Below are 26,101 nucleotides of genomic sequence, written 5' to 3' on the forward strand. Positions count from 1 at the left end.
CCAATGGTTCCGCTTTGGTTCACGCTGTCCGCGCTGTGTTTCGTCAGCGCCGGTGTGCTGTTGTACGTCGACCTCGACCGGCGTCACAACCACGGTCGCCGTCGGCGCTCGTGGGCGCGCTCGCACGGCTTCGACTACACCCCCGAGGACGCCGAGATCGTCAAGCGTTGGAAGCGCGGTGTGATGTCCACCGTGGGCGACGTGACCGCCCGCAACGTGGTGCTGGGGCAGATCCGTGGCGAAGCGGTCTACATCTTCGACCTCGAAGACGTCGCGACCGTGATCGCGCTGCACCGCAAGGTCGGCACCAACGTGGTGATGGACCTGCGGCTCAAGGGCCTCAAGGAGCCGCGGGAAAACGACATGTGGCTGCTCGGCGCGATCGGCCCGCGGATGGTGTACTCCACCAACCTCGACGCCGCCCGCCGCGCGTGCGACCGGCGGATGGTCACGTTCGCCCACACCGCGCCCGACTGCGCCGAGATCATGTGGAACGAGCAGAACTGGACGCTGGTGAGCATGCCGATCACCAGCACGCGCGCCGAATGGGACGAGGGGCTGCGCACGGTCCGCCAATTCAACGACCTGCTGCGGGTGCTGCCGCCGGTGCCGAACAAGGCGATCGGGCAGGCCTCGGCCAGACGCAACGGCGCGCCCGGCCGGCCGATCACCCCGCCCGACTACCGCCCTGAGCCCGGCCGGACCCCGGAGTACCGTCCTGACCCCGGCCGCACCGAAGCACTCCGGCAGCCCGGCCGCCCTGATCCGACTCGCCAGCCGCCGCACTCCGAACCCGTCCGCCGCCCGCAGCAGACCCGCGCGAGCCGCCCGGGGCCGGCGAGTTTTCAGCCGTAGCCGCGGATGCCGCGTCCCGTCGCCCTGATCACCGGTGCCACGTCGGGCATCGGCGCGGGATTCGCCAGGCGCTACGCCGTCGACGGCTACGATCTCGCCCTGGTCGCGCGCACCACCCAACGCCTCCGTGAACTGGCCGACGAGCTCCATCGAGCGCACGGCACCAACGTCGAGATCCTGACCGCCGACCTCGCCGAAGCAGACGGCCGCGCCGCCGTCGCCACGCGGCTCGCCGACGGGGTGCGAGTGCTGGTCAACAACGCCGGCTTCGGCACGTCGGGGGAGTTCTGGACCGCCGACCCGGCGCTGTTGCAGGCCCAGCTCGACGTCAATGTCACCGCCGTCATGCACCTCACTCGCGCGGCATTGCCGCCGATGCTCGACGCCCGGCTGGGCACCGTGATCAACGTCGCCAGCGTGGCCGGTCTGGTGTCCGGGCGCGGGTCGACGTATTCGGCGTCGAAGGCGTGGGTGATCGCGTTCTCCGAGGGGCTGGCCAACGGCCTGGCCGGCACCGGCGTCGGCGTGCACGCACTGTGCCCGGGGTTCGTGCGAACCGAGTTCCACCAACGGGCCGGCATCGACATGGCCAAGACGCCGTCGGTGCTGTGGCTGGAGGTCGACGACGTCGTCGACGACTGCCTGGCCGACGTCGCGAAAGGCAAAGTGGTGATCATCCCCGGGGTGCAGTACAAGGTGCTCACCACCGCCAGCCGCTTGGTGCCGCGAAACGTGGTGCGGTTCATGACCAAAAGGGTGGGACGGGGCCGTGGCCGCACCTGAGTCGATCTTCGTCACCGGCGCCGCCCGCGGAATCGGGCTGGCGATCGCACGCCGGTTCGCCGCCGCGGGTTACACGGTCGGCGCGGTCGACGTGGACGCCACTTCATTGGCCAGTCTGAAATCCGAAGCAGCTCAACAGAATTGGGCGTTATGGACCTCGCAGATGGACGTCACCGACGTCGACGCGTGGCACCGGACGCTGCATGAGTTCACCGGCACGGCGGGCGGACGGCTCGACATCCTGGTCAACAATGCCGGCCTGCTGTCGGCCGGTCACTTCGTCGACATCCCGCCGGCCCGGCACAAGCAGCTGGTCGACGTCAACGTCACCGGCGTGATGTTCGGTTGCCACACGGCGTTCCCGTACCTGCGCGATACCCCCGGCGCCCGCGTGCTCAACATGTGCTCGGCCTCGGCGATCTACGGCCAGGCCGAGTTGGCGTCTTACAGCGCAACGAAATTCGCGGTCCGCGGGCTGACCGAGGCGCTGGATCTGGAATGGCGGCCCCACGACATCACGGTGGCCGCGCTGTGGCCTCTGTTCGTCGACACGGCGATGCTCACCGACGTGCGCACCGGAACCACCGAATCCCTGGGCGTCCACCTCACCCCTGACGACATCGCCGACGCGGCGTGGCGCGTAGTGCACCGACGGTCGCGGGTGCCGAAGGTCCATCACCCGGTTGGCACGCAGACCAAGCTGGCGTATTACTTGGCGCAAGTCAGCCCCACCTGGATGTCGCGACTCGTCAACAAGCGGCTGTCGCATTAAGGCATCGAACCGGTGCGCGTAGTCGTCGCCCTGCTCACGCTCGCGTTGCTCGCTGTCGGCTGCGCGGCAAGCGAGCGCCAGCCCCAGCCCTACGGCGCGGCGGTGGCGAAGGTGGGCGAGTCGGCCCCGATTCTGGGCTGGAACATGTCGGTCACGAATCTGCGGTGGGAGGCCAACCATGTGCTGGTCGACATCGACGCCGCCCCGGCCGAACAGGGCAAGCCGCACGCGAAGCCGGAGGAGATCCGCTTCGGGCTGTACGGGACGCCGGCCCACCCGATCGAAGCGGACGGTATCGGTAGCTGCAAAGACGTTGCGTCGCTGAAGATCTCGCCGCTTGCCGCCCCGAATCCCGATCGGCTCACCGGCACGGTATGCCTGGGTCCGCTCGACGATCAGAGCGCGGTGCGCGGCATCTACGTGTACTCGCCGCATGACCGGATCGCCGGCACCACCGCGGCGTACCCGCTGGCATTTCCGGTCGGGATCCTGCCGACCAACCGCAACGACACCGGCATCACCGTCAAGTCGACCAGTGTGGCGGCGTGGCGGGCCGACGGCACGATGCTCAACCCCACGTCTCTTGGCGATCCGGCCGCGTTCAACGGCAACGGTTACATGCTTGTGGGACTGGAGATTTCGGCGATCAAGGCGCAGTACCGCGACGAGTCGGCGCAGCGCGGCGGCCCGCTGATGGTGGTGGTGGCGCCGACCCTGCCCGCGGGGCAGGGGCTCAGCCACGCGTGCGCGACGTACGGCTCCTCGGTGCTGGTGATGCCCTACGCGAAGCTGGACGGGGTGCAGGTGGACGCGTCGCTGTGTACGCAGGGCGAGATCAACCAGGCGGTGCTGTACGCGACGCTGTCCATCGTCGGCACGCACGCGGCGGTGTGGACCACCGGTGATTGAGCCGCCGCCGGGTGGGCATGGTATCGATGACGTGTGCCCGACGTCATGCCTGTGCCCGGCCGCCCCAATCTGCTGCTCGGCGCCTACGACATAGCGACACTGGGATATCGCGCGGCTGAGTTCTTCGTCTCCGGGACCGCAACGCGCTACTCACCCGTCGGCGAGCTCGGGCCCGACGGACACTGGCACGTGGCGGCATCGGACAAGGCGGACTACACCACGCGGATCGTGGTGCTGACCCCGGAGGCCGGCTTCAACGGGACCGTGATCGTCGAGTGGCTGAACGTCAGCGGCGGTATCGACGCGGCGGCTGTCTGGTTCATGGCGCACCGCGAGATCGTCCGGGCCCGCTACGCGTACGTCGCTGTGTCGGCGCAGAAGGTGGGCGTCGACGGCGGCGCCAGTCTCACCGGCATCGACATGTCGTTGAAAGCGCAAGACGCACAACGTTATTCGGCGCTCAACCATCCCGGCGACGCGTTCTCATACGACATGTTCACCCAGGTCGGCCAGCTCGTCCAAGACGGCGGGATCGACGGCATCGCGCCGGAAAGTGTTGTGGCCGTGGGGGAGTCGCAGTCTGCGGCGTTTCTCACCAGCTATGTCAATGCGGTGGACCCGATCGCGGAAGCCTATGACGGCTTTTTGATCCACTGCCGATTCGGGCCGGCCGCGCCGCTGGACGGCGCGAATGTCTTCGAACCGACCGGCCTTCCGGATGCTGTGCAATTCCGAACCGACCTGCGCGCGCCGGTGCTCAGCGTGATCACCGAAACCGATCTACTCGACATCATCCGGCCCGGCTACCACCGTGCCCGCCAGCCCGACAACCACCGGCTGCGCGTCTGGGAAGTGCCCGGCACCGCTCACGCCGACAACTACACGATCCGCGTCGGGTTCATCGACGACGGATCCCAACCCATCGATCGGATTGCGGCCGCCTACGCGCCGACCAACGAGTTGATGGGCCAAAAGCTCTCGCACGCAATCAATTTCGCGCCGCAACACCACTACGTCCTGCAGGGCGCCATCGCCAGGCTCAACGACTGGCTGCGCGAAGGCGCGTCACCGCCTGCCGCCCCGCCGATCGCGCTGACCGCCGAACCGCTCGGGCTGGCTCTCGACGAGAACGGACTAGCGCAAGGCGGTGTCCGCACTCCCTGGGTCGACGTTCCGGTGGCCCGGACCTCGGGCAGCAGCCCCGGCCAGGGCGACATGTCGGCGCTGTTCGGCTCCGGCGAGCTGTTCGACGCCGCCACCCTGGCCCGGCTGTATCCCGGCGGCGCAGCGGAATACCTCGAGCGGTTCACCCAGGCGCTCGACCGGGCGATCGCTGCGGGATTCATCGTGGCTGCAGACCGCGCCGAAATCCTCGAGCTCGCCGCCGCCACCTTTCCCGGCGAGCGGCGTGACTGAGTCGGGCCCCACCGAATGGGGCGAAAGCCCCGGCGTCGGGCCCTGGTCCGGTCCGCTGCCGGACGATCCCCGCTACGACCCCCAGCTGCTTCGCGACGGCGACCGCCGCAACGTCGTCGACGCCTACCGCTACTGGACGCGAGAGGCGATCATCGCCGACATCGACACCCGGCGTCACCCGCTGCACATCGCGATCGAGAATTTCGGCCACGACGCGAACATCGGTGGCGTGGTGCGCACCGCGAACGCGTTCGCTGTCGACACGGTGCACATCGTCGGGCGGCGACGGTGGAATCGGCGCGGAGCCATGGTCACCGACCGCTATCAACGACTGCGCCACCACGAGACGACGGCCGACTTGCTTGCCTTTGCGCGCGACGCCGGGCTGACCGTGGTGGCGGTCGACAACGTGCCCGGTGCCCAGCGGCTGGAGCAGACCACGCTGCCGCGGGAGTGCCTGCTGATCTTCGGCCAAGAAGGCCCTGGCATCACAGAGGAGGCGCGCAGGGGCGCGTCGTTGACGGTGTCCATCGCGCAGTTCGGTTCGACCCGCAGCATCAACGCGTCCGTCGCCGCGGGCATCGCGATGCATGCGTGGATCCGTGCGCATGCCGACCTAAACCAGGCCTGGTGAGGCAGGATCGCTGTCATGGAACAGCAGTGGGCCAATCGTGCTGCGAGCGCTGAAGCTGCGGTCACCGCACGCCATTTGACGCGGCTGTGGGGGATGCCGGGAACTCAGCTGGGTGTGGTGGCCTGGCCGCCGACCCGACGCGACAAGCTGTTCGGCAGCTGGAACTACTGGTGGCAAGCACATCTGCTGGACTGCCTCGTCGACGCGCAGCTGCGCGATCCGCAGCCAAAGCGGCGCAAGCGCATCGCCGCGCAGATCCGGGGGCACCATCTGCGCAACCTCGGTCGCTGGACCAACAGCTACTACGACGACATGGCGTGGCTGGCGCTGGCGCTCGAACGGTGCGGCCGGCTCGCCGGGGTGGAACGCGAGCGCGCGCTGCGCACGTTCACCAAGCAGTTCACGCGCGCGTGGATGCCCGAATTCGGCGGCGGCATCCCGTGGCGCAAACAGGACCGCTTCTTCAACGCTCCGGCCAACGGTCCCGCGGGAATCTTCCTGGCCCGCAACGGCGAACTGCGGCAAGCCCAGCTGATTGCCGACTGGATCGACGAGACGCTGATCGATCCGCAGTCGCATCTGGTGTTCGACGGCATCAAGGACGGCTCGCTGGATCGTGCCCAGTTCACCTACTGCCAGGGTGTGGTGCTCGGCTTGGAGACCGAACTAGCCGTGCGCACGCGCGACGACCGTCATCGGCCCCGAGTGCACCGGTTGGTGGCCGCGCTCGAGAAGAACATGACGGCCGACGGCGTGCTCAAGAGCGAGGGCGGCGGCGACGGCGGGTTGTTCGGCGGGGTGACCATCCGCTATCTGGCGCTGGTGGCCACCGCGCTTCCCGGAGACAGCCCCGAGGACGTCGCCGCCCGAGACACCGCTCGCAGAGTAGTGCTGACGTCGGCGCGGTCGGCATGGGAATTCCGCCAGACCGTCGACGGGCTACCGCTGTTCGGCGTGCACTGGGACCAGACCGCCCAAGTACCGACCCCTGACAGCGCCGGGGCACAGTTCTCGGGCGGAGCGGTCTACTCGTCGGCCGTGCCGGAACGCGACCTGTCGGTGCAGCTGTCGGGGTGGATGCTGATGGAGGCAGCGCACGCGCTCACCGCGGAATGACCGCCGGCGCCGACGATCGGCGCTATATTCGGCCGGTGATCAGCGGCGATCCGCTGACCGGCCGGGACGGCGAACTTGCTTACATTCGGCGTGCGCTCGGTGCGGGTGGCAAGTACGCGGGTGTGGCGGTTGTCGGCGCGCCGGGGGTGGGCAAGACGCGGCTCGCCCGTGAGGTGCTGGCCCGTGCGCAGGCGGCGGGGGAGCGGACCGAGTGGATCGTCGGCACGGAATCGGCGCGCTCCCTGCCGCTGGGCGCTTTCGCCAGCGCGCTTCCCGACCCGATGGCCGAGCCGCTTCCCAATGTCCGGCGGATCATCAATTCCTTTGTGGCGCAACGACAACGGGGCCGGGCGCTGATCGGGGTCGACGACGCGCACCTGCTGGACGGGTTGTCGGCGCACGTCGTGCACCAGTTGGCGCAGACCCGGGGCGTGCGGCTGGTGGTCACGTTGCGCAGCGGCGGCCAGGAGCCAGATGCTGTGACGGCGTTGTGGAAGAACGACCTGCTTGCCCGGCTGGACCTGGCACCGCTGTCGGCCGAGGCCACCCGCAGCGTGATCGAGGCCGACTTGGGTGGCCCCGTCGACACCCGGGTTGCCCAGCGGTTCTGGAAACTGACCGGCGGCAACGCGCTGTTCCTGCGTCAGCTCGTCAAAGACCAGGTGGCGGCGGGCCGATTCCGTCAGGTGGCCGGGGTATGGATGGCCGACGAAGGCATCGCGGCCACGCCCAGTGTGGCGGACATGGTGGGACGCGAGATGGGGCGGCTCAGCCCGGAGGTGGCCATGGTGGTCGACGTCCTGTCGCAGGCCGAACCGCTTGCGGTGGACGTGATCTGCGCGCTGGTGCCGCGTCGGGACCTGGAACGCGCGGAGGAGTTGCGCCTGGTCACCGTCGAGCGGACCGGCGGCGCGCTGATGGTCCGGTTGGCGCATCCGCTGTTCGGGGAGGTGCGACGCGCCACGGCCGGCGAAATGTACCTGTCCAAGATCCGCGGCAGGTTGGCGCAGCGGCTGGAGAAGGAGGGCGACGCCGACGTCTACGCGACCGTGCGTCGGGCGCTGCTGACGTTGGAGTCGGATCTGCCGCCTGACCCACAACTGTTCCTGGACTCTGCGCGGTCTGCGATGACGCTGCTCGACCTGGACCTGGCCGACCGGTTCGCGCGCGCTGCTGTGGACGCCGGCGCCGACGAGGCGACCGACATTCTCGCGATGAACCTTGTGATGCTCGGGCGCGGCGAGCAAGCCGAGGCAGTGCTGTGCGCGATGTCCGGCTCGTCCGACTACTGGGCGACGGTGCGGGCAGCCAACTTGATCTGGATGCTCGCCCGGCCGGGCGACGCCGCCACGATTCTGGCGGCGTTGCCGCAGTCTCCCGAGCGGCTGGCGATCGAGGCGTGTGTGGAGGTGGTCGGAGCCCGGTGCCGCAGCGGTGAGGAAAAAGCCCGTGCCGCAATCGCTTCGGGGGCTTTGGGCGACTTCCATGCCACGGTGGCATCTGTGGCGTTGACCATGGCGATGGGTGCGCTGGGTCATGTCGACGATCTTCCGGCGGTGGCCGACGACGCACTGCGCCGGGCCACCACGTCGTTCCAGGCGTCGCCGCTGCGGTTCTGGTACGCCGGGGTGTATGCGCGGGCGTGCCGGCTCACCGGCCGCATCGGCGAATTCGTGGCGGCGGCCGAGACTTTGGCCGCCACCGCCCGCGACCTTCCCGGTCTGGCGTACGCCAACCTCGCGCTGCTGCTGGGCAACGCCGCGTTGATGCGCGGTGACGTGACACGCGCGGTGCGGCTGCTGCATGAGGCGTTGGCAGGTGCCGAGAACCACAGTGTCACAACGGGTCTGCGTGCTGCCAGTTGCTTCGCGCTGGCAGAGGCGCACGCCAAGCTGGGTCAGCCGGAGGAGGCGTTCGCTGCGCTTGCTGCCGCGCGCGTGCCGGACGACTTCCTGTTCATGCACACCGGTCTCGCGGTGGCGCGAGGGTGGGCACTGGCCGCTGGTGGATCGCTGTCCGAGGCCGTGGCGGTGGTGCAGGCGGCCGCTGCGGAAGCGCGCGACCGCGACCAACCCACGCACGAACTGGCCTGTATCCAGGCCGCGACGCAGTGGGGTGACGGTTCGGGTGCGGCGCGCGCCCGTGAACTCGCCGGCGACTTGTCGCTGCCGCTGGCGGATTGTGTTGCGCGCCATGCTTATTCGCTCCACGCTGGCGACGGCGAGGGGTTGCTGGCGGTGTCGGCTGACTACCGAGCCCTTGGTGACCGGGCCACTGCCGCCGACAGTGCCGGCCAAGCCGCCGCGGTGCTTGTCCAGGGGCAGAAGCGCAGCCGAGGGTCGTATGCTGCGGCGATCGCGCAGGAACTCGCCAACGAGTGCGGCGGGCTGTGCACCCCCGCACTGCGCAGTCAGCTGGGCATTCCGCTGACCGGCCGGCAACGCGACGTGATCGAGCTGGTGGCGGCAGGCCTGTCCAACCGCGACATCGCCGACCGGTTGGTCATGTCGGTGCGCACTGTCGAAGGACATGTGTACCGGGCCTGCCAGCGGGTGGGCGCGAACACCCGGGAGGAGCTGGCCGCGATCGTGCGCGGCGGACGCTAACGGCCTACCCGGGATCGTCTTCGTTTTCGTCTTCTTCTTCGTCGGCGAGCATGCGGTCGGGGTGGAAGTAGGTGTTCGTGCGGGGCTGGCCGTGGTCTTGCTCCGGGGGTGGGATCCATTCGGTGGTGCCGTCGGGTTGTTTTCGGGTTTGCCAGCCGGTGGTGGCGTCGCGGTTATGCGGTCCGCAGGACAGGGTGAGGTTGTCGATGTCGGTGGGGCCGCCGGTGGCCCAGTCGCGTACGTGGTGGGTTTGACACCAGTGAGCGGGCACGTCGCAGCCGGGGTGGGTGCAGCCGCGCTCCATCGCATACAGGACGAGGCGTTGTTCGGGGGTGGCCAGCCGGGTGGTGCGGCCCCTATAGAGCTCGACGGGTTTGGCCTGGTCGAAGATTAGCAGGTAGTTGTAGGCGTGGGCGGCCATGCGGATCAGGTCGGTGACCGGCAACCAGCTGCCGGAGCCGGTGTGGGCCTTGCCCGCCTTGTCTTGGAGATCATTGAGCGCGACGGTGGCGGTGATGGTCACCGGCAACCCTTGGTGGCTGCCGAGTTCGCCGGACATCAACGTCGAGCGCACCATCGCTGCGAGCGCGTCGTGGTTGCGTTGCGCGGCGCTGCGATCATCGGCGGTGACCGCTTCTGGCGTGGGCTGCCCGTCGACGGCCGTGTTGGGGTCGTTGGGGTTGCAGGCGCCGGGCGCGGCCCATTTCGACAGCACGGCGTCGAATCCGGCGCGTAATTGGGGGTCGAGCCAGCCGCTGATTTTGCTCATGCCGTCGGGCCCTTGGGGGCTGATGGTCAGGCCGCGGCGGCGGGCGCGGTGCTCGTCGGAAAATTCGCCGTCGGGATGGAGGACGTCGGTGTAGTGGTCGGCGGCGCGCTGCAGTTCATCGGGGCGATGGCGGGTGGCGATATCGGCCAGCCGCTCTTGCGCGGTTATGCGGGTGGGTTCGTCGATCCAGCACGGCAGCTGCGCCAGAAACGACCTGATGATCCGCACATGCTCGGTGCTGATAGCCCCGGCGCTCTGGGCGACGGCCGTCGCGCCCAGCTTCGGTGGCAGCGGTTCGCCGGTCAGCGCCCGCCGTGGGGCGAGGTCGGCGGCTTCTTCGATGCGCCGCACCGCATCGCGGCGATAGATCCGCAGCCGGTCGGCCAGCACCTGGGGCAGCCGCCCGCCCAGCTCGTCGGCTGCTGCGTGGGTTAATTCCGCGATGAGCGCGTGCTCGGCGGCGGGCAGCCGGCGCCGCCATGTTTCGCGGCGCTCCAACAACACGAGCCGCTCCGCGGTCGAGAGCCCGTCGACGTCGAGCGCGTCGAACGCGTCGAGTGCGGCATCGACCTGGTCACACAAGGCCGACGCCGCGTCGAACGCGGGAGAACTCATACCCCGAATCTAGAGACACCCACCGACAAGTCATTGCGCGGCAACCGATTTCACGCACAGTTATCCACAACCGCGAATCCATCCACAGATTCACCCGCCGTCCTTGACAGACGACAGCGAGCTACCTACTGCACGACAGCGATAGACCTTGCCTCATCGGCTGGCTGGCGACGCGGATGCCGATAATTCGCGGCGGCGGCGCGCCAGAGCATCGCCGGCCTAAGCAGCCGGGTCGGCGGATCCAACAGCGACGTCACTCGGCTGAACTGATCCACTGCGGCGGTGTCATATTCGGTTGCGGTGAGCACGCGCTGGACATAGTGTTGAATAGCCTTGCGGGCCAACGTTCTTCGCCGTCGACCTCGGGAAGGGCAAGATCGCCGCCCGTCGCCAACTGCCAGGCCCGGCGTACCGGCTTGGCGGTCGCGCGGAAATACCGCCGCGCCAGACCCGTCGTCCCGCGTGTGAGGCAGTCGCGCAAGGCCAATGCCTGCAAAGCGGCCACCGTCATGCCTTGGGCGTAGATCGGATTGAAGCTGCAGACTGCGTCACCGATAACCAGCAGCCCCTCAGGGAAGCGGCGCAATTTGTCATAGCGGCGCCATTGGCTCGACGGGAATCGATGCTGTGCCACCTCACTGATCGGCTCGGCGGTGCGGAGCACATCCAGATACGGTTTGGCGCGAATTCCCCTGCCCAATCGAACATTTCGCTGGGTTCGGTGGGCGGATCGACCCCGGCCATCCCCTGGAGCGTGAACAACCACGTGTCGTTTTCGCAGCCGAGCAAGCCCAGTCCGGTCGGGCGGCCCGGCACCGGACCGACCAGAGCACCCATTTCATGCATGGCATCAGCGGGCATCCGCAGCCACAACGTCGAATAGCGCAGCTGCACCACAACGTGGTCTTCCGTGGGACGCGAATAACCAAGAGCTGCAAGCCACAACGGTGTGCGTGAACCGCGGCCCGTCGCATCGACCACGAGATCGGTCGAAAGCATTGACTCTCTGCGGCTAAGCCGGTTCACCACACGCACGCCGGTGACCCGCCATGGCACCGCCGTCAGGCCCGCTACGTCGTGGCCCTGCAGCACGCTGACATTGGGAATCGCGCTGATTCGGTCCCTGATGTGCTGCTCCAGAAACGGACGGCTGGCCAAGTATGCGGTGAAGCTCGGCGCCGAGCCCGTCGGTGCCATCCGGTGCCCGTTGAGGTTGTAGTACAGCCGAGAGATGTCGCTACCGTCGAAATAGCGTGCGCCGTCGCGAATCAGTTCGCTCAGTACGCCAGGCAGCAGTTCCTCGAATGCCTGGGCGCCGCGCGGCAGCAAGCCGTGCACGTGACGGCCCTGCGGCACCCCGCGGCGGTGAGCGACGCTGTCAGGCAGCACGTCTCGCTCGACGATCGTGACGTTGACATAGAAGTCGGCCAGCGCCCGCGCGGCCAGCAGGCCCGCCATGCTCGCACCGAGGACCACCGCATGGTTACCGATTCTCGCCATGACGCCGATGGTCATGGCAGGCCGAGAAGGCCGACAGCGTAGCGGGCTACTCCATCGAACCGGGTACCTTGGCTGACCGGCGGCGCGCCAGCAGCCCGCGTCCGACGGAGATGAGCGCCGGCAAGATGGACACGAACACGATCCCGAGGATGATCAGCTCGAGGTGACGGTTGACGAACGAGATGTTGCCCAGGAAGTAGCCCGCCAGTGTGACGCCGGCGCCCCAGGCGAATCCGCCGATGATGTCGAAACCCAAGAAGAGCGGGTAGCGCATCTTCGACACACCCGCGATCACCGGAACGAACGTTCGCGCGAACGGCACGAAGCGACCGAGGATGACCGTGAACGGCCCGTATTTCTCGAAGAATTCGTGTGATTCGGTCACGTAGTGCTTCTTGAAGAAGCGTGAGTCTTCTTTCCTGAACAGCGCTGGGCCGATCCGCCGTCCGATGAAGTACGCGGTCTGGTCACCGGCGATGGCCACCAGCGGCACTGCGATCGCCAGGGTCCAGATGTCCAGCGTCCCCTTGGCGGCCAGCAGCCCTCCGGTGAACAGCAGCGAGTCACCGGGCAGGAACGGGAACAGCAGGCCCGTCTCGATGAAGACGATGACCAGGATGCCGGGCAGGATCGCGGACGCGAACAGGCCGTTGGGGCCGATGTACGTCCACGGGTCCATGATCGCCGGTAGGGCCGCGAGCGTCGTGCTCATGACGACCCAACATACCGGCGCCGGCTCCGCGCACCGTGGAAGGGCGCTGTCGGGGGGAGGTAGTCACCCCACCGCCCGGCCGACGGCGATTGGTGCCGCGGCGACGTCGCCCGGCCGCCGAACCTTCCGTCCTGACGTGGCAGTCCCGGACAGACGTCGGCGGCAGCGACTCTCTTTGCTGAAAGCCGCTGCCGCCGAATAGGACTGCCGCTAGAACGTCACATCCTGATCGACGCGACCCAGCGGTTCGGATTGCTTGCCGCTGGCGTCATTGCACACGATCGTCACGTGATAGGTGACGCCGAGGTTCAGCCCACTGAACGTCAGCGACGTACTTCCGTTCGGACCGATGTTGAAGTCGCGGTGCTGATCGAACGGCGTCGAGTCGTAGGTGCACTTCGCAGGCAGCTTCGACGAGTTCTGGACGTTCGCGGTGATTTTGCCGAGACCCTTGTCGAACGACGCCGTGATCGCGTTCGTCACGGCTTGAACCGGCGCGCATTGCTGGCCCTCGTCGACCTCCGGAGTCGGCGAGCCCTCGGGGCATTTCACCTTCGGCTTCGGCGCGGCCTCGCACTGCTGTCCGGCGGGAACCGTCGCACTCTTGGATCCCGGCGGGCATTGAACGGGTTCGGGTTTGGGTGCTTCGGGTTTGGGCACACCCGCGAACTTGTAATCAGACCACGGGCCGCACCAGTCACCCTCCAACGTCTTCTTGCGGCAACCCTGGACGGCCAAGTTGAACCCCTGGCTCGAGGGCAGGTTGACCGTGTAGGTGATGGTCGCGTCGCAAGGCTTTCCTATTTCGTCCTGCGAACCGCCGTTGATTCTGATGTGGACCACGTCCCCGGCATAGTCCTCACGTACTCTCGGACAGCCGCTGACGTCGCAGAGCACCTGATTGTCGCCGTTTGGCCGACAGGTCACGTTGTATCCATTCGGCAGCGGGTCGGCGTTCGCCGTCACCGGCAAGACCATCCACCCTGCCGCGGCGAATGCCGCCGCGGCGGCGAACAATGGTGGCTTCCTCATAGGGTCCTTCTCCTCGGGTCCTGACTGGTCTTTGACGCTGGCGACCGGCTCCCCGACAAGCCGATTGGCTGGCTCCATCGCCCAGTGAGTGGTGGTGAGGCCCAAAAGCTATCGCCGCGCAACGGCCTGAGAAATCGGGTGTTTCCCTATGCTTTGCGATTCAGCGCGCCTGCGGGAAAGTGAGATCGGTGGCGGCTACCAGACGCTGCACGGGCATGCCGGCGCGGTCGCAGGTCTCGGCGACCAGTGTCGCGGAGCTGGCTGTGAACACACCGAACAGCACCTCGTCGGCCGGTACCGCCAGCATCGTGATCAGGTGCACCGGCGAGCCCAGCCGCGACATCGACTCCGCACTTCGGCTGAGTCGTGTTGCGGTGTCGTCGAGCGGGTCCGCCGCCACTGCGGATTGGTACCACTCGGCGAGATAGCAGGGCACCGCGGTGCTCATCGGATCACGCTAACGACAGTGTGCGGACCGGGAAATCGGGTGTTTCCCTACGTTTCCGAACGGTTCTGAGGCTCTTGCCCCATGCGCCGGCCGAGTTCGGCGCGAGAGTGGATCCCGAGTTTGGCGTAGATCCGGGACAGGTTGGCTTCTACGGTCTTCGGGCTGATGAACATCGCCGCCGCGACGTCGCGATTGGTCATTCCGGAGGCAGCGAGCTCAGCGACGCGCTGCTCAGATGGGGTGAGTTCGGCGGTTCGGCGCGGCCCGACGTTGGCGCGGCCCAATTCGGCGCGCGCGCGGTCGGCCCACAGCGAGGTGCCGAGTCGCTCAAAGGTATCCAGCGCGTCTTGGAGGGTGGCTGCGGCTGCGTCGTTGTGGCGTTGCCGCCGTTGGAGCTGACCCAGCAACAACTGGGAGCGCGCGCGCTCGAACGGCATCGGCAGGCGCTCGTGGGCGGCCATCGCCTCAAGCGCGGCCTCTACGGCGAGCTCGATATCGCCGCGGGCGCCCAGCACCATGGCCCGGCCCCGCGCGCCGACGGCCGACATCCAGGCCCGGCTCAGCCGGCGACCGTTGCTTTCCAGTGCGGCCACCAACGGCTCTGCTTCGGCGCTCCGGTTGAGCGCGACCAGCGCCTCGACAGCGTCCGGCACGAACGACGCTGCGATGATCTCGGTGGCGCGGGGCGCGGCGTGCACCTTGGGCACCAGGCCCTCGACCGCGACGAGAGCTGCCCGGTATCGGCGCAGCGACGCCTCGAGAAATCCGAGGGCGGTGGCGGGCCACTCGCCCAGCAGTTTCGAGCCGCACCGCTGGCTGACATCAAACGCCGCGGTGACGTCGCGTCGCACGTCGTCGGCGTGGCCGGTATAGGCCCCGAGCAACGCGCGGGACGTCAGCGCCACCAACAGGGGCAGGTCGCCGCCCAACTGCTGCGCGAGCTCCATCGTGTCCTCGACGATCAGCGAAGCACCGGCGAAGTCACCACGCCAGATCGCGGCCATCGCCCCGTGGAACGAGACGAACATCAACTCCCCGTCTTCGCCACGTTCGACGCAGCGCCGACGCAGAGACACAAGAGTGTCGTGCGCCTCGTCGAGCTGCCCGGTGCAGGCGCGCAGCAACGCATGGTGTGCGCTGGGGCGGAAGGCACCGGGCACACCGGCCTCGGGGTCCTCGAGCTCCAGTGCCCGCCGCAGGCTGGCTTCGTCGACGCCGTCACCGTGCAGGAAGCGCAGCATCGTGCGCATGCTCAACGCTTGGCCCAACAGGTCTGCGCGGTCGAGGCGCTCGGCGTGCGCTACCGCGTCCTGCGCGGTTCGCTTCGCACTCTCGAGGCTGCCGGCGTTGAACAGTGCGAACGACAGTGCGACCAGCAACGGCACCAAGATCGCGGGGTCGTCGCCAGCCTCGGGTAGGGCGCGCTGCAGAAGATCGGCAGCCTCCGGAAAGCTGTCGTTGATCAGCCGGATGTAGCCGAGCACGCTGACCGCCTGTGCGCGCAGTGGTCCAGGCTGGCACCGCGTGATCGTTTCCTCGAGCAGGCGGCGGGCGCGGTCCGGATCGCCGGCGTTGAAGTGATGGCTCGCCGACTGGATTCGGCGCTGCGGCGTGTCGCCGCCCAGGCTGATCGCGAGGTCGACCAACTCCGCCGCTGCCGCCGGCGCGCCGCGTGTGCGCGCGGACTCGGCCGCCGCGTCGAGGGCGTGAAGAGTGGTGGCGTCGCCGCCGGTGGAGCTCAGCGCCAGGTGCCGTGCGCGCAGTTCAGGCTCATCGACGACCTCAGCCAGGCATCGGTGCATCGCCCGTCGCCGGAGCGCAGGTGCATTGTCGTGAATTCCTTTGGCGTACAACGGGTGTGTGAATCGAAGCCGCTCGCCGTCGATGTCGATGATCCCGCGGTCGCGAGCGTCATCGATGAGTGCGACGACGCTGCCGGGCTCTGAGCCGACTGCTCGGGCGACTTTACCGATCGTCGGCGCGGCCAGGCACGCGGCGGCCAGCAGCACGTCGTCGACGTCAGGCCGTTGCCCGCCCAGCTTCGCCCGGACCAATTCGCTCAGAGTGTCCGGCAACGTGATGTCGTTGGCTGGCTGCCTGTCCCCCAGTGCCCGCGCAAGCTCGAGAGCGTAAAAGGGGTTGCCCCCGGAGATCTCCGCGATGCGCGCCATCACGGGCCGCGACAGTGAGCGGCCGAGTCGTTCGGAGATGATCGTGTGCAGCGCACCCAGACTCAGCGGCGGAACGGCGATGCGCCGGACCGCATCGGGTCGCGGCAGCGTCAACCACGACCCGCGTCCGCCGGCCTCACCGGTGCGGACGGTGGCGAGCACGCCGACCGGCCCCACCAGCCGACGGACGGCGAACGCGATCACGTGGCCGCTCGATGGGTCCAGCCATTGCAGGTCGTCGACGGCGACCAAGACACTGGCGGTCTCTGTGAGGCTGCCGAGCACCGACACGAACGCTGCAGCGATCGCGCGCTGGTCCGTCGGCGTCTCGTCGTCTTCGGCGCGCAGCAGAGCACGGTCCATCGCACGTCGTTGCGGTGCCGGTAAGTCCTGCAGTATTTCCGCGTCGACACCATCGAGCATGTCGGCCAGCGCCGCATAAGCCAGCACCGACTCTGCTTCCGCCGCACGCGCGGAAAGCACCTCGAAGCCGCGATGACGGGCCTGTTCAACCGCGGCCAGCCATAGCGTCGTCTTGCCGATGCCGGGTTGGCCTTCCATGACAAGCGCAGTCGGCGCGGCGGCCGCCTCGTCCAGGAAGTCTTCAATTGCGGCCGCCTCGGACTCGCGGCTGACGACCCGGCTGATCATGGACTCTCAGCGGCCGCCGACGCGGCAGGGCGCGTGCAACCCCCGACGGTGCGCATGATCCAGGATCGCAGTTGCTGAGCAAATGCACAGGCGAATCGGCGAGAACGCACGACGTTGTTGCGATAATTAGGGCACGTCAGCCGCAGAAGGAACACCCATGCCCATCGCCACGCCCGAGATCTATGCCGAGATGCTGTCCCGCGCCAAAGAGCACGAGTTCGCGTTTCCGGCCATCAACTGCACGTCGTCGGAGACCATCAACGCTGCGCTGAAAGGCTTCGCGGACGCCGGCAGTGACGGCATCATCCAATTCTCAACGGGCGGAGCCGAATTCGGCTCGGGTCTTGGTGTCAAGGACATGGTCACCGGGGCGGTGGCCCTGGCCGAGTTCGCGCACGCCGTCGCCGAGAAGTACCCCATCACCGTGGCGCTGCACACCGACCACTGTCCGAAGGACAAGCTCGACAGCTACGTGCGGCCACTGCTCAAGATCTCCCAGCAGCGGGTGGCCGACGGCGGCAACCCGCTGATCCAGTCGCACATGTGGGACGGCTCCGCAGTGCCGATCGACGAGAACCTGGCGATCGCTAAAGAGCTGCTGAAACAGACCGCGGCAGCGAAGATCATCCTCGAGATCGAAATCGGGGTGGTGGGCGGCGAGGAGGACGGCGTCGCGCACGAGATCAACGAGAAGCTCTACACCACACCGGAGGACTTCGAGAAGACCATCGACGCGCTAGGCGCCGGCGAGCACGGCAAGTACCTGCTGGCCGCCACATTCGGCAACGTCCACGGCGTGTACAAGCCGGGCAACGTCAAGCTGCGCCCCGACATCCTCGCGACGGGCCAGAAGGTGGCCGCCGCCAGGCTCGGCCTGCCGCCGGACAGCAAGCCCTTCGACTTCGTGTTCCACGGCGGCTCCGGCTCGCTGAAATCCGAGATCGAAGAGGCCCTGCGCTACGGCGTGGTGAAGATGAACGTCGACACCGACACCCAGTACGCGTTCACCCGGCCGGTCGCCGGGCACATGTTCACCAACTACGACGGGGTGTTGAAGGTCGACGGAGAAGTCGGCAACAAGAAGGTATACGACCCGCGCAGCTACATGAAGAAAGCCGAAGCGGCGATGAGTGAACGCGTGGTCGAGGCCTGCAACGACCTGCGCAGCGCCGGCCGTTCGGTGACCGCCGGCTGAGCCGGCGATCCACCACGCCTAACCGATCGGCCCGTCGCAGATCTTCCAGCGGTCGTCCAAGTACTGCAGGTCGAAGCTGCGGGTCGACCGCACCTGCGGCGCGTAGGCCATGAACGTGGTGACGTTGGCCTCGGCATGCTTGTCGTTGACCACCACCTGGTCGATGCTGGCGACCACCGGGTACTGCTTGGCCGCCGCGACCCGCTGATGGGTGGCGGCCCAGTCGTCGTCGGGAAAGTTGACGTAGCGGTCATGCGTGGCGCCGCAGGTGATACTGCGCAATTCAGCCAGGTCGCCCTTCTGGATCGCGGTGTCGAATTCCTCGATCGTCTGGCGCACCAAGTCTTCCTGAGAGGCCTTCGACGAGGCCCGGTGCGTCAACCAGACGGTGCCCAGCACGGCGATCGCGGCAAGTGCGGCGATCACCAGCGCCAGCGCGACAACCAGGCCCCAGCTGCGGTGCCGCGCGACGTCCGGTCGCGGCGGAATCTCTTGCGGCCCAACGGGTCTCGGTTGACCAGGGGCAGCGATTACCTCGGTCACCGGCTCGGGGGCGGTGCGGATGATCTCCGTGGACCGGGCGTCGAAGCTCGACGGCGCGCTGTAGCGCCGCTGCGTCGGCTCGTCGTCGTGGCCCGACAGCACCTCGGTGGGCTCGGCGGTGTCGAACTCGGGTTGCGGGTCGGCGGTGCTGATCGCCTCGGTCGGAGGCTCCGACGGCGGCTCTTCGGCCCGGTCCTGGCGGTCGTCGGCCGCAGTTTCGTCCGGCGTGGCGTCCTGGCCGGGACCCGAAGGGTTCGACATGGGTGTGGCTGTCCTCTGGTTGTCACGAGGGCGACGGGTTGTCTCCGCGGAAGCTTAACGACTCGTGCGGGCGGTGCCGGTCAGGCTGGCGAAGCGTCGAGCGCGGCACGGCACAATGGGGCGCATGACTCAGTTCGGCGACTTGTTGGGACCTGACCCCGTCCTGCTGCCCGGCGACCCGCAGGCCGAGGCCGAGTTGGCGGCCGGCGAGAACCCGGCGATCGTCGCGGCGGCTCACCCCGCGGCGTCGGTCGCGTGGGCGCAGCTGGCCGAAGACGCCCTGGCCGACGACAAGGCGATCACCGCCTACGCCTACGCGCGCACCGGCTACCACCGGGGGCTGGACCAACTGCGCCGCAACGGCTGGAAGGGATTCGGCCCCGTGCCCTACGACCACGAGCCGAATCGCGGATTCCTGCGATGCGTGGCCGCGCTGGCCCGGGCCGCGGACACGATCGGCGAGACCGACGAATACCAGCGCTGCCTGGATCTGCTCGACGACTGCGATCCCAGCGCCCGCGGCAAGCTCGGGCTCTGAATCACCAGTCCGCCTGGGTCTGACAGTCGTCGGCGTCCTCGGGCGGCTCCACTTGCACCGTCGCGTGCTCCAGCCCGCGTGCCGCGAGCACCGCGCGCGCGTCGGCAAGCACTCGCGCCGAGTCGTCGCAGCTGGTCAGGTGCGCGGTCGCCATGTCCTTACCCGGCACCAGGGTCCAAACGTGCAGATCGTGAACGTCGAGCACGCCGTCGACGCCGTTGAGGGCCGCGCGCAGTTCGTCGACGTCGATGTGGGCCGGCGACGACTCGGACAGGATGCGCAACGCCGCGCGGGCCAGCGACAGTGCGCGCGGCAACACCCACAGCGCGACGAACACCGCGACGACGACGTCGGCGTAGGGCCAGTGCGTGGTGACGGTGACGACGCCCGCGACGAGCACACCGAGGCTGCCGACCGTATCGGCGACGACCTCCATGTACGCGCCCTTGACGGCCAGGCTCTCGCGCGAGCTGGACCTCAGCAGCAGCACCACGACACCGTTGGCAAAAAGCCCCGCCACCGCGACGACGATCATCGGCACGCCCGGCACTTCCGGTGCGTTGCCGAGCCGTTCGAACGCCTCGTAGAGGATGAACGCCGAGACACCGAACAACAACACGGCGTTGCCGACGGCGGTGAACACCTCGGCGCGGTGCCAGCCGTAGGTGCGTGCGGGCGAGGTGCTTCCGCGGCGCGCGACCACCAGGGCCGTGAGGCCCATGAACAGCGCGACCAGGTCAGTGAGCATGTGACCGGCGTCGGCGAGCAGTGCGATCGAGCCGATCAGCAGCGCCGTGGTCAGCTCGACGGCGAAGAACGCGGTCAGCACACCGGCCGCGGCAACCATCCGCGATAGGCGGGCATCAGCTGATGTGTGGTCGTGACCTGCGCCCATGCCCGCAATCTATGCGTCGCCGCGCATATGTCGCAAGGGCTACGTCGCTAGGTCAGAACCACGCGGACCAGAACCGCGTCAGCTGGCTGTCCCACGCCGCCAGGATGCTCGGCACGCCGGACAGCTCGAACAGTTGGTAGACGATCGAGAAGAACGCGTGGTTGAGCGGCGGCGCGATCAGCAAGATGAACACCACCAAGAAGCCGAACTGTTTGGCCGGCTCGAGCGCGCGCTGGGTCTCGTGACTCAGGTGTGGCTCCAGCGCCTCGTACCCGTCGAGCCCCGGGATCGGCAGCAGGTTCAGCACGACCGCGGTCACTTGGAGGAAGCCCAGAAACGCCATGCCGGACCAGAACACCGCATGCCCCAGGTCCGCGAGCTCCGCAGTGAGAACAAGCAACAGCACAGCCAGCACCGCGTTGACGCCCGCGCCGGACAGCGCGACGGCCGTGCGTCGCCAGGGCTTCATCCACGAGGTGCGGACGTACACCGCGCCGCCGGGCAGGCCGATTCCACCGAGCGCGATGAACAGGATCGGCAAGCCCAGCGACAACAGCGGGTTGCTGTAGCGCAGCGGATTGAGGGTCAGGTAGCCGCGGACCGCGACGTCGTGGTCGCCGTAGCGCCACGCAAGGTAGGCGTGCGCGAATTCGTGCAGGCACAGCGACACCAGCCAGCCGGCGATGACGAACACGAACACCCCGGCATAGGCCAGCGGTGTGCGCGACGACTCCGCCAGCCACGCCAAGACGCCGCCGAGCACGGTGGTCGCGCAGATGGCCAAGAAGATCGGGCTGGGCCGCACCGATTGCTGCAGCGGACGGATGTTCACCTCACGAAAACTACCTGCCGTGCGCTGGCTTGCCCGCTCTACCGTGCGAGCAGCCAGCCCTTGACATGCCGATAGAACGTCGACCGCCGCACCGTGCGCGCTGCGGCCACGCCGTCACGGGCGACCACCGCACCGGTAGTGCCGAGCTGGGCCGCGCGGCCGGTGACCCAGCGGCGCCGCTCACCGCGCGCCGTCACCACCGCCGCCCGCAGGCCGGGCATCGAGGCCGTCGGCTCGATCCGCACCCAGGCCACGTCACCGTCGAACAGCGTGGTGTCGTCCACCACCGCTTCGCCGTGCAACAAGCCGTCGGCGCCGCGCCACATCGCCGTGCCGGCGATCGCGTGGCCGGTGTCGTCGCGGATCAGCGGCACTCGCTGCGCTGGGCGGCGCAACGCGCGCCGGGCGCCGCGCCGGCCCGCCGCCAATCCGTAGGCGCGAGTGGCCGGCGATCGGTGCGCCGAGACGAATCCGATTTCCACGTCCAGGTTTTCGGTGCGCAGCAGCGTCGTCAGCACTGTGGCGAGGTCGGCGTCGGAGCCGACGACGATCAGCCTGCGAAAGGACCGGGCCGCGCCTTCGATGTCCTCCACGTCGGCGACAGGAAGCCCGCGCAGCACCCACGGCAGAGAGCGGCCGTCGAACGCCAGCACAGCGACGTCGGTGCCCTTCTGCTCTTCGCGCGAGCGCTCATCGCCAGTCAAAGCGAAACTCCTGCGCATTGCTCGGATAGGGTGGGTCACCGGCTGCACCACGATTTCAGCGGGAGACTACGCCATGCCGGCAATCGTCCTGATCGGCGCCCAATGGGGCGACGAAGGAAAGGGCAAGGCCACTGATCTGCTCGGTGGCCGCGTCCAGTGGGTGGTGCGCTATCAGGGGGGCAACAACGCCGGGCACACCGTGGTGTTGCCCAGCGGCGAGAACTTTGCGCTGCACCTGATTCCATCGGGCATTCTGACGCCGGGCGTCACGAACGTGATCGGCAACGGCGTGGTGATCGACCCCGGCGTTCTGCTGTCGGAGCTCAGCGGACTCGAGGAGCGCGGCGTGGACACCGAGCGGCTGCTGATCGCGGCCGACGCGCACCTGTTGATGCCGTACCACGTCGCGATCGACAAGGTGACCGAGCGCTACCTCGGCAACAAGAAGATCGGCACCACCGGACGTGGCATCGGACCGTGCTACCAGGACAAGATCGCCCGCATGGGTATCCGGGTAGCCGACGTGCGCGACCCGGCACTGTTGACCCAAAAGGTGGAAGCCGCACTGGAATTCAAGAACCAGGTGCTGGTCAAGATCTACAACCGCAAGGCGCTGGACCCCGACACCGTCGTCGACACGGTGCTACGGCAGGCCGAAGGATTCGCGCATCGCATCGCCGACACCCGGCTGCTGCTGAACACCGCCCTCGACCGCGGAGAGACCGTGTTGCTCGAGGGCTCGCAAGGCACCCTCCTCGACGTCGACCACGGCACGTATCCCTATGTCACGTCGTCGAATCCGACCGCCGGCGGCGCGTGCGTGGGGTCCGGCATCGGTCCTACGAAGATCACCGCGGTGCTCGGAATCCTCAAGGCCTACACCACGAGAGTGGGGTCTGGGCCGTTCCCCACCGAGTTGTTCGACGAGCACGGCGAGTATCTGGTCAAGACCGGCGGCGAGTTCGGCGTCACCACCGGCCGCCGCCGACGCTGCGGCTGGTTCGACGCGGTGGTGGCCCGCTATGCGACGCGCGTCAACGGCATTACCGACTACTTCCTGACCAAGCTCGACGTGCTGTCCAGCTTGCAGACGGTCCCGGTGTGCGTCGCCTACACGGTCGACGGCAGGCGGGTCGACGAGATGCCGATGACGCAGAGCGAATTCATGCGCGCCGAACCGGTTTACGAGGAGCTGCCCGGGTGGTGGGAGGACATCTCCGGAGCGCGCGAGTTCGACGACCTGCCAGCCAAAGCCCGCGACTATGTGCTGCGCCTGGAAGAGCTTGCGGGGGCGCATGTTTCGTGCATCGGCGTCGGCCCGGGGCGCGACCAGACCATCGTCCGGCGCGACATTTTGCGGACGGGCGCATGAGCAGCGAGCCGATGGACCCCGACTACCGCAAGCACGGCGGGTTCCCGGACTACGAGGCCACCGACCCCCCGCCGGGTTTTGTCCGGTTCGTCACCGCGATGCGCCGGCTGCAAGACCTTGCGGTGTCGGCCAATCCGTCCGAGGACGACTGGGACAAGGCGGCTGATCGGGCCGACGAGCTCGTCGAGCTGCTGGCGCCCACTGTCGCGCCGGAGGGCGTGGCCCCGGCGGGCCGTTCGCCCAAACTGCCCGGGATGGGCAGCCTGCTGTTGCCGCCGTGGGTGCTCACTCGGTATCAGGCCGACGGCGTCGAAATGCGCGGACAGTTCACCCGATACCACGTGGGCGGGAACAACGCCGTACACGGCGGCGTCCTGCCGTTGCTGTTCGACTGGCTGTTCGGCATGGTCGTGCATGCGGCGAACCGGCCTATCAGCCGCACGGCGTTTCTGCATGTCGACTACCGCAAGGTGACACCGGTCGACCAGCCGCTGACCGTCCGCGGCCGGGTTGATTCGACCGAAGGTCGCAAGGCGTTCGTGTCCGCGGAGTTGACCGACGGCGACGGCGCGGTGCTCGCCGAGGCGCACGGCCTGATGGTGCGACTCCTGCCCGGACAGCCGTAACGTTCGGCGATCAACGGAGCGGAATCGTGAAACGCGCAGCTCGACGTGTTGCGGCGGTACTCATCGCGGTCGGGCTGCTCGCCGGATGCGAGAGCGGGTCATCGAAGGACACTTCCGCGCCCTCGTCGTCGACCAGCGGCAGACTCGTGGTGTTCGCTGCAGCATCGCTGAAACAGGGATTCACCGAGATAGGCGAACAATTCAAAACCGACAACCCTGGTGCCGACATCGAATTCTCCTTCGCCGGGTCGTCGGATCTGGTCACCCAGTTGACCCAGGGCGCCCCGGCTGACGTCTTCGCCTCGGCAGACACCAACAACATGAACAAAGCTGCCCAGGCCGGTCTGCTGTCCGGGAACCCGGTCAACTTCGCCTCGAACACGCTGACAATCGTTGTGGCACCGGGCAATCCAAAGAAGATCACCTCTTTCCGGGACTTGGCGCAACCCGGGTTGTCGGTGGTGGTGTGTGCGCCTCAGGTGCCCTGCGGGTCGGCCACTCAGAAAGTCGAGCAGGCCACCGGTGTGCACCTGGATCCGGTGAGCGAAGAATCGCAAGTCACCGACGTTCTCAACAAAGTGACGACCGGGCAGGCCGACGCCGGCGTCGTGTATGTCACGGACGCGCAAGCCGCGGGCAGCAAGGTCACCGCTGTGGGGTTCCCTGAAGCAGCAGCGGCGGTCAACACCTATCCGATCGCCGTCCTCGAGCAGTCCCAGAATCCGGAACTGGCACACAAATTCGTCGATCTCGTCACCGGTGAAGCCGGACAGAAGACGTTGGCGGCAGTCGGTTTCGCCAAGCCTTGAACAAGCGCGGCGGTTGGCCGCAGGTGCCGGTGAACAGCGACCGCGGCCGCTTGTTGACTGTCATGTAGCAGAAACGTCCGAAACCTATCCATCGGCGACGGATAGGACTAAATTGTGAAACACCTCCATCGGCAGCAGATGCGGCCGCGGAGGCGTCTTGCGGGTTGAGATCGCAGCCGGCATCTACGGCTTCTTCGGAGCCATCTGAACCGCCACGGCGTTTCGGCCGGCGCCGACGCAACGCGCGGCGTCCCGCGCGGAGATGAGGACCAGCGCCATGGCCGAGTTGAAACTCACCGGGCTGCAGGGGGATTCGGGATCCGGCGTTGCCGAATTGAGCTGCCGAGGCGCCCGGCTGCGGGCACGCGTGTCCGATCCCGCGCTGACCATCATCACGGTCTGCGGCGACATCGACGCCGCCAACAGTGACTCGGTGAGCTTGTGGTTGCGCGAGGCGGTGCCCACGCAAGGCGCGCTGATCCTCGACATGGCCGACACCGATTTCGTCGGCATGGACGGCTTGCGCGCGCTGCAAACGGTCAGCGTGGAGTGTGCTCGGCACGGCGTGTGCTGGTCGGTGATCACCAGCTCGGCTGTGGTTCGACTGCTGCGGATCGGCGATCCCGACCAAACGCTGCCGGCGGTAGGCTCGGCGATCGAGGCGCTGCAGCGGATCCGGCAGCACGCGCGGGGCACGTTGCGGTTGATGACGTCGGAGAACTGAGCCGAAATAGGTTCGCGCCGTTAGCCTTTGGTTGACGTCGGCCCTGAATCGCGGATGTCGACGAGTTCGTCCTCGAAGGCCGTCATCGCGGCGACCATCGCCCTGAACACCTGGTGTGCGGAGCTGAGCTGCTCGTCGGTCAGCCCGGCCATTTCGCCGCGCATGTGAGAGCCGAGCCTGGTGAAGAACTGCTGTGCGAGCGCCATGCCCGCGGTGGTGTAGCGCAGTCGGGCACGGCGGCCGTCGGTGGGGTCGGGTTCTCGGCGGATGTGGCCGGCGGTGATCATCCGCTCGACCAGATAGGTGATGGTGGCAGGGGAGACGTTCATGTGGCGGCGCAGGGTGACCGCGGTCAACGGCTCGCCGGTTGTCTCGGCGACCATGATCTGCAGCAGCGCGTGAAAATCGTTGTTGCCGACGCCGGTTCCCTGGGCGAAATAGCGGCCGATTCGTTCGGAGTGCGCGGTGAGCGCACGCAAGTCCGCGGACATCAGTCCTTCCAATTCGGCGCGGCCGGACAACTGCTTGCCGGCGCGCTTGGTCATGGCTGCCCGTTTCCGTCAGGTGCTGACTGCTCCGCCGAAGCGGGAATCGTCGCGGTACTCAGTCATCG

At 67.8% G+C, this 26,101-nt stretch carries 25 protein-coding genes; 14 read left to right on the forward strand and 11 right to left on the reverse strand.

What is annotated here, in order from left to right; all coding sequences use genetic code 11:
- Positions 1-3 precede the first annotated feature (3 nt).
- Genes ttfA through AC5Y39_RS01640 form a run of 8 tightly spaced genes read left to right on the forward strand, consistent with a single transcriptional unit; the run spans position 4 to position 9,091 of the window.
- Entirely contained in the window at positions 4-855 is an 852-nt protein-coding gene (ttfA, locus tag AC5Y39_RS01605) for a trehalose monomycolate transport factor TtfA (RefSeq protein ID WP_500015965.1), read from the forward strand.
- A 6-nt stretch (positions 856-861) separates the two neighbouring features.
- Positions 862-1,638, forward strand: coding sequence for an SDR family NAD(P)-dependent oxidoreductase (locus tag AC5Y39_RS01610; protein ID WP_500015966.1), 777 nt, complete (start codon positions 862-864; stop codon positions 1,636-1,638).
- Complete coding sequence (locus tag AC5Y39_RS01615) at positions 1,625-2,410, forward strand: SDR family oxidoreductase (RefSeq protein ID WP_500015967.1); 786 nt, start codon at positions 1,625-1,627, stop codon at positions 2,408-2,410. The genes AC5Y39_RS01610 and AC5Y39_RS01615 overlap by 14 nt, the downstream gene beginning before the upstream one ends.
- Positions 2,411-2,422: 12 nt before the next feature.
- Positions 2,423-3,319: a hypothetical protein gene (locus AC5Y39_RS01620; RefSeq protein WP_500015968.1), complete on the forward strand. Its 897-nt coding sequence runs from the start codon at positions 2,423-2,425 to the stop codon at positions 3,317-3,319.
- A gap of 45 nt (positions 3,320-3,364) precedes the next feature.
- A complete protein-coding gene (locus tag AC5Y39_RS01625; protein ID WP_500016125.1) occupies positions 3,365-4,735 on the forward strand; it encodes an alpha/beta hydrolase domain-containing protein in 1,371 nt (456 codons plus the stop codon).
- Positions 4,728-5,369 (forward strand): TrmH family RNA methyltransferase, encoded by a 642-nt coding sequence (locus tag AC5Y39_RS01630; RefSeq protein WP_500015969.1) that lies wholly within the window; start codon positions 4,728-4,730, stop codon positions 5,367-5,369. Before AC5Y39_RS01625 ends, AC5Y39_RS01630 begins: the two co-directional genes overlap by 8 nt.
- A 15-nt stretch (positions 5,370-5,384) precedes the next feature.
- On the forward strand, positions 5,385-6,485 hold the full coding sequence (locus tag AC5Y39_RS01635; RefSeq protein WP_500015970.1) for a glycoside hydrolase family 76 protein: 1,101 nt from the start codon (positions 5,385-5,387) through the stop codon (positions 6,483-6,485).
- Positions 6,443-9,091: a LuxR C-terminal-related transcriptional regulator gene (locus AC5Y39_RS01640; protein WP_500048135.1), complete on the forward strand. Its 2,649-nt coding sequence runs from the start codon at positions 6,443-6,445 to the stop codon at positions 9,089-9,091. The genes AC5Y39_RS01635 and AC5Y39_RS01640 overlap by 43 nt, the downstream gene beginning before the upstream one ends.
- A gap of 4 nt (positions 9,092-9,095) precedes the next feature.
- Here AC5Y39_RS01640 and AC5Y39_RS01645 read toward each other — a convergent pair whose 3' ends face one another.
- From AC5Y39_RS01645 to AC5Y39_RS01670, 6 genes are all read right to left on the reverse strand, one after another.
- Positions 9,096-10,475: an HNH endonuclease signature motif containing protein gene (locus AC5Y39_RS01645; protein ID WP_500015972.1), complete on the reverse strand. Its 1,380-nt coding sequence runs from the start codon at positions 10,473-10,475 to the stop codon at positions 9,096-9,098.
- A gap of 507 nt (positions 10,476-10,982) precedes the next feature.
- Complete coding sequence (locus AC5Y39_RS01650) at positions 10,983-11,975, reverse strand: FAD-dependent oxidoreductase (protein WP_500015974.1); 993 nt, start codon at positions 11,973-11,975, stop codon at positions 10,983-10,985.
- Between the two features lie 46 nt (positions 11,976-12,021).
- Positions 12,022-12,687, reverse strand: a complete 666-nt coding sequence (locus AC5Y39_RS01655; RefSeq protein WP_500015975.1) for a DedA family protein — start codon at positions 12,685-12,687, stop codon at positions 12,022-12,024.
- Between the two features lie 210 nt (positions 12,688-12,897).
- Positions 12,898-13,719 carry a hypothetical protein gene (locus AC5Y39_RS01660; protein ID WP_500015976.1) on the reverse strand — a complete coding sequence of 274 codons (822 nt, stop codon included), beginning with the start codon at positions 13,717-13,719 and terminating at the stop codon, positions 12,898-12,900.
- Between the two features lie 160 nt (positions 13,720-13,879).
- Positions 13,880-14,167: a hypothetical protein gene (locus AC5Y39_RS01665; protein WP_500015977.1), complete on the reverse strand. Its 288-nt coding sequence runs from the start codon at positions 14,165-14,167 to the stop codon at positions 13,880-13,882.
- A gap of 47 nt (positions 14,168-14,214) precedes the next feature.
- Positions 14,215-16,989 carry a helix-turn-helix transcriptional regulator gene (locus AC5Y39_RS01670; protein ID WP_500015978.1) on the reverse strand — a complete coding sequence of 925 codons (2,775 nt, stop codon included), beginning with the start codon at positions 16,987-16,989 and terminating at the stop codon, positions 14,215-14,217.
- 157 nt (positions 16,990-17,146) lie between these two features.
- Here AC5Y39_RS01670 and fbaA point away from each other — a divergent pair, with 157 nt between their 5' ends.
- Positions 17,147-18,184, forward strand: a complete 1,038-nt coding sequence (gene fbaA, locus AC5Y39_RS01675) for a class II fructose-bisphosphate aldolase (RefSeq protein ID WP_500015979.1) — start codon at positions 17,147-17,149, stop codon at positions 18,182-18,184.
- A gap of 18 nt (positions 18,185-18,202) precedes the next feature.
- Here fbaA and AC5Y39_RS01680 read toward each other — a convergent pair whose 3' ends face one another.
- Positions 18,203-18,988, reverse strand: a complete 786-nt coding sequence (locus tag AC5Y39_RS01680) for an Rv0361 family membrane protein (protein WP_500015980.1) — start codon at positions 18,986-18,988, stop codon at positions 18,203-18,205.
- Positions 18,989-19,112: 124 nt separating this feature from the next.
- Here AC5Y39_RS01680 and AC5Y39_RS01685 point away from each other — a divergent pair, with 124 nt between their 5' ends.
- Positions 19,113-19,526, forward strand: coding sequence for a DUF3151 domain-containing protein (locus AC5Y39_RS01685; protein WP_499905383.1), 414 nt, complete (start codon positions 19,113-19,115; stop codon positions 19,524-19,526).
- 1 nt (position 19,527) lies between these two features.
- On the opposite strand, the gene AC5Y39_RS01690 is transcribed toward AC5Y39_RS01685, so the two are convergent.
- Genes AC5Y39_RS01690 through AC5Y39_RS01700 form a run of 3 tightly spaced genes read right to left on the reverse strand, consistent with a single transcriptional unit; the run spans position 19,528 to position 21,975 of the window.
- Positions 19,528-20,421: a cation diffusion facilitator family transporter gene (locus AC5Y39_RS01690; RefSeq protein WP_500015981.1), complete on the reverse strand. Its 894-nt coding sequence runs from the start codon at positions 20,419-20,421 to the stop codon at positions 19,528-19,530.
- Between the two features lie 52 nt (positions 20,422-20,473).
- Positions 20,474-21,253: a site-2 protease family protein gene (locus tag AC5Y39_RS01695; RefSeq protein ID WP_500015982.1), complete on the reverse strand. Its 780-nt coding sequence runs from the start codon at positions 21,251-21,253 to the stop codon at positions 20,474-20,476.
- A gap of 38 nt (positions 21,254-21,291) precedes the next feature.
- Positions 21,292-21,975, reverse strand: coding sequence for a peptidase M50 (locus AC5Y39_RS01700; RefSeq protein ID WP_500015983.1), 684 nt, complete (start codon positions 21,973-21,975; stop codon positions 21,292-21,294).
- A gap of 55 nt (positions 21,976-22,030) precedes the next feature.
- Between AC5Y39_RS01700 and AC5Y39_RS01705 the strand changes: the two genes are divergently transcribed.
- The 4 genes from AC5Y39_RS01705 to AC5Y39_RS01720 all read left to right on the forward strand — a co-directional run bounded on the left by AC5Y39_RS01705 (position 22,031) and on the right by AC5Y39_RS01720 (position 25,488).
- Complete coding sequence (locus tag AC5Y39_RS01705; RefSeq protein WP_500015984.1) at positions 22,031-23,329, forward strand: adenylosuccinate synthase; 1,299 nt, start codon at positions 22,031-22,033, stop codon at positions 23,327-23,329.
- Positions 23,326-23,955, forward strand: a complete 630-nt coding sequence (locus AC5Y39_RS01710) for a PaaI family thioesterase (protein ID WP_500015985.1) — start codon at positions 23,326-23,328, stop codon at positions 23,953-23,955. The genes AC5Y39_RS01705 and AC5Y39_RS01710 overlap by 4 nt, the downstream gene beginning before the upstream one ends.
- Before the next feature lie 26 nt (positions 23,956-23,981).
- Complete coding sequence (modA, locus tag AC5Y39_RS01715; protein WP_500015986.1) at positions 23,982-24,764, forward strand: molybdate ABC transporter substrate-binding protein; 783 nt, start codon at positions 23,982-23,984, stop codon at positions 24,762-24,764.
- 277 nt (positions 24,765-25,041) lie between these two features.
- Positions 25,042-25,488 carry an STAS domain-containing protein gene (locus tag AC5Y39_RS01720; RefSeq protein WP_500015987.1) on the forward strand — a complete coding sequence of 149 codons (447 nt, stop codon included), beginning with the start codon at positions 25,042-25,044 and terminating at the stop codon, positions 25,486-25,488.
- A gap of 20 nt (positions 25,489-25,508) precedes the next feature.
- On the opposite strand, the gene AC5Y39_RS01725 is transcribed toward AC5Y39_RS01720, so the two are convergent.
- Positions 25,509-26,033, reverse strand: a complete 525-nt coding sequence (locus tag AC5Y39_RS01725; RefSeq protein ID WP_500015988.1) for a MarR family winged helix-turn-helix transcriptional regulator — start codon at positions 26,031-26,033, stop codon at positions 25,509-25,511.
- Positions 26,034-26,101 lie beyond the last annotated feature (68 nt).

This window comes from Mycobacterium sp. NGS39, from assembly GCF_059812765.1.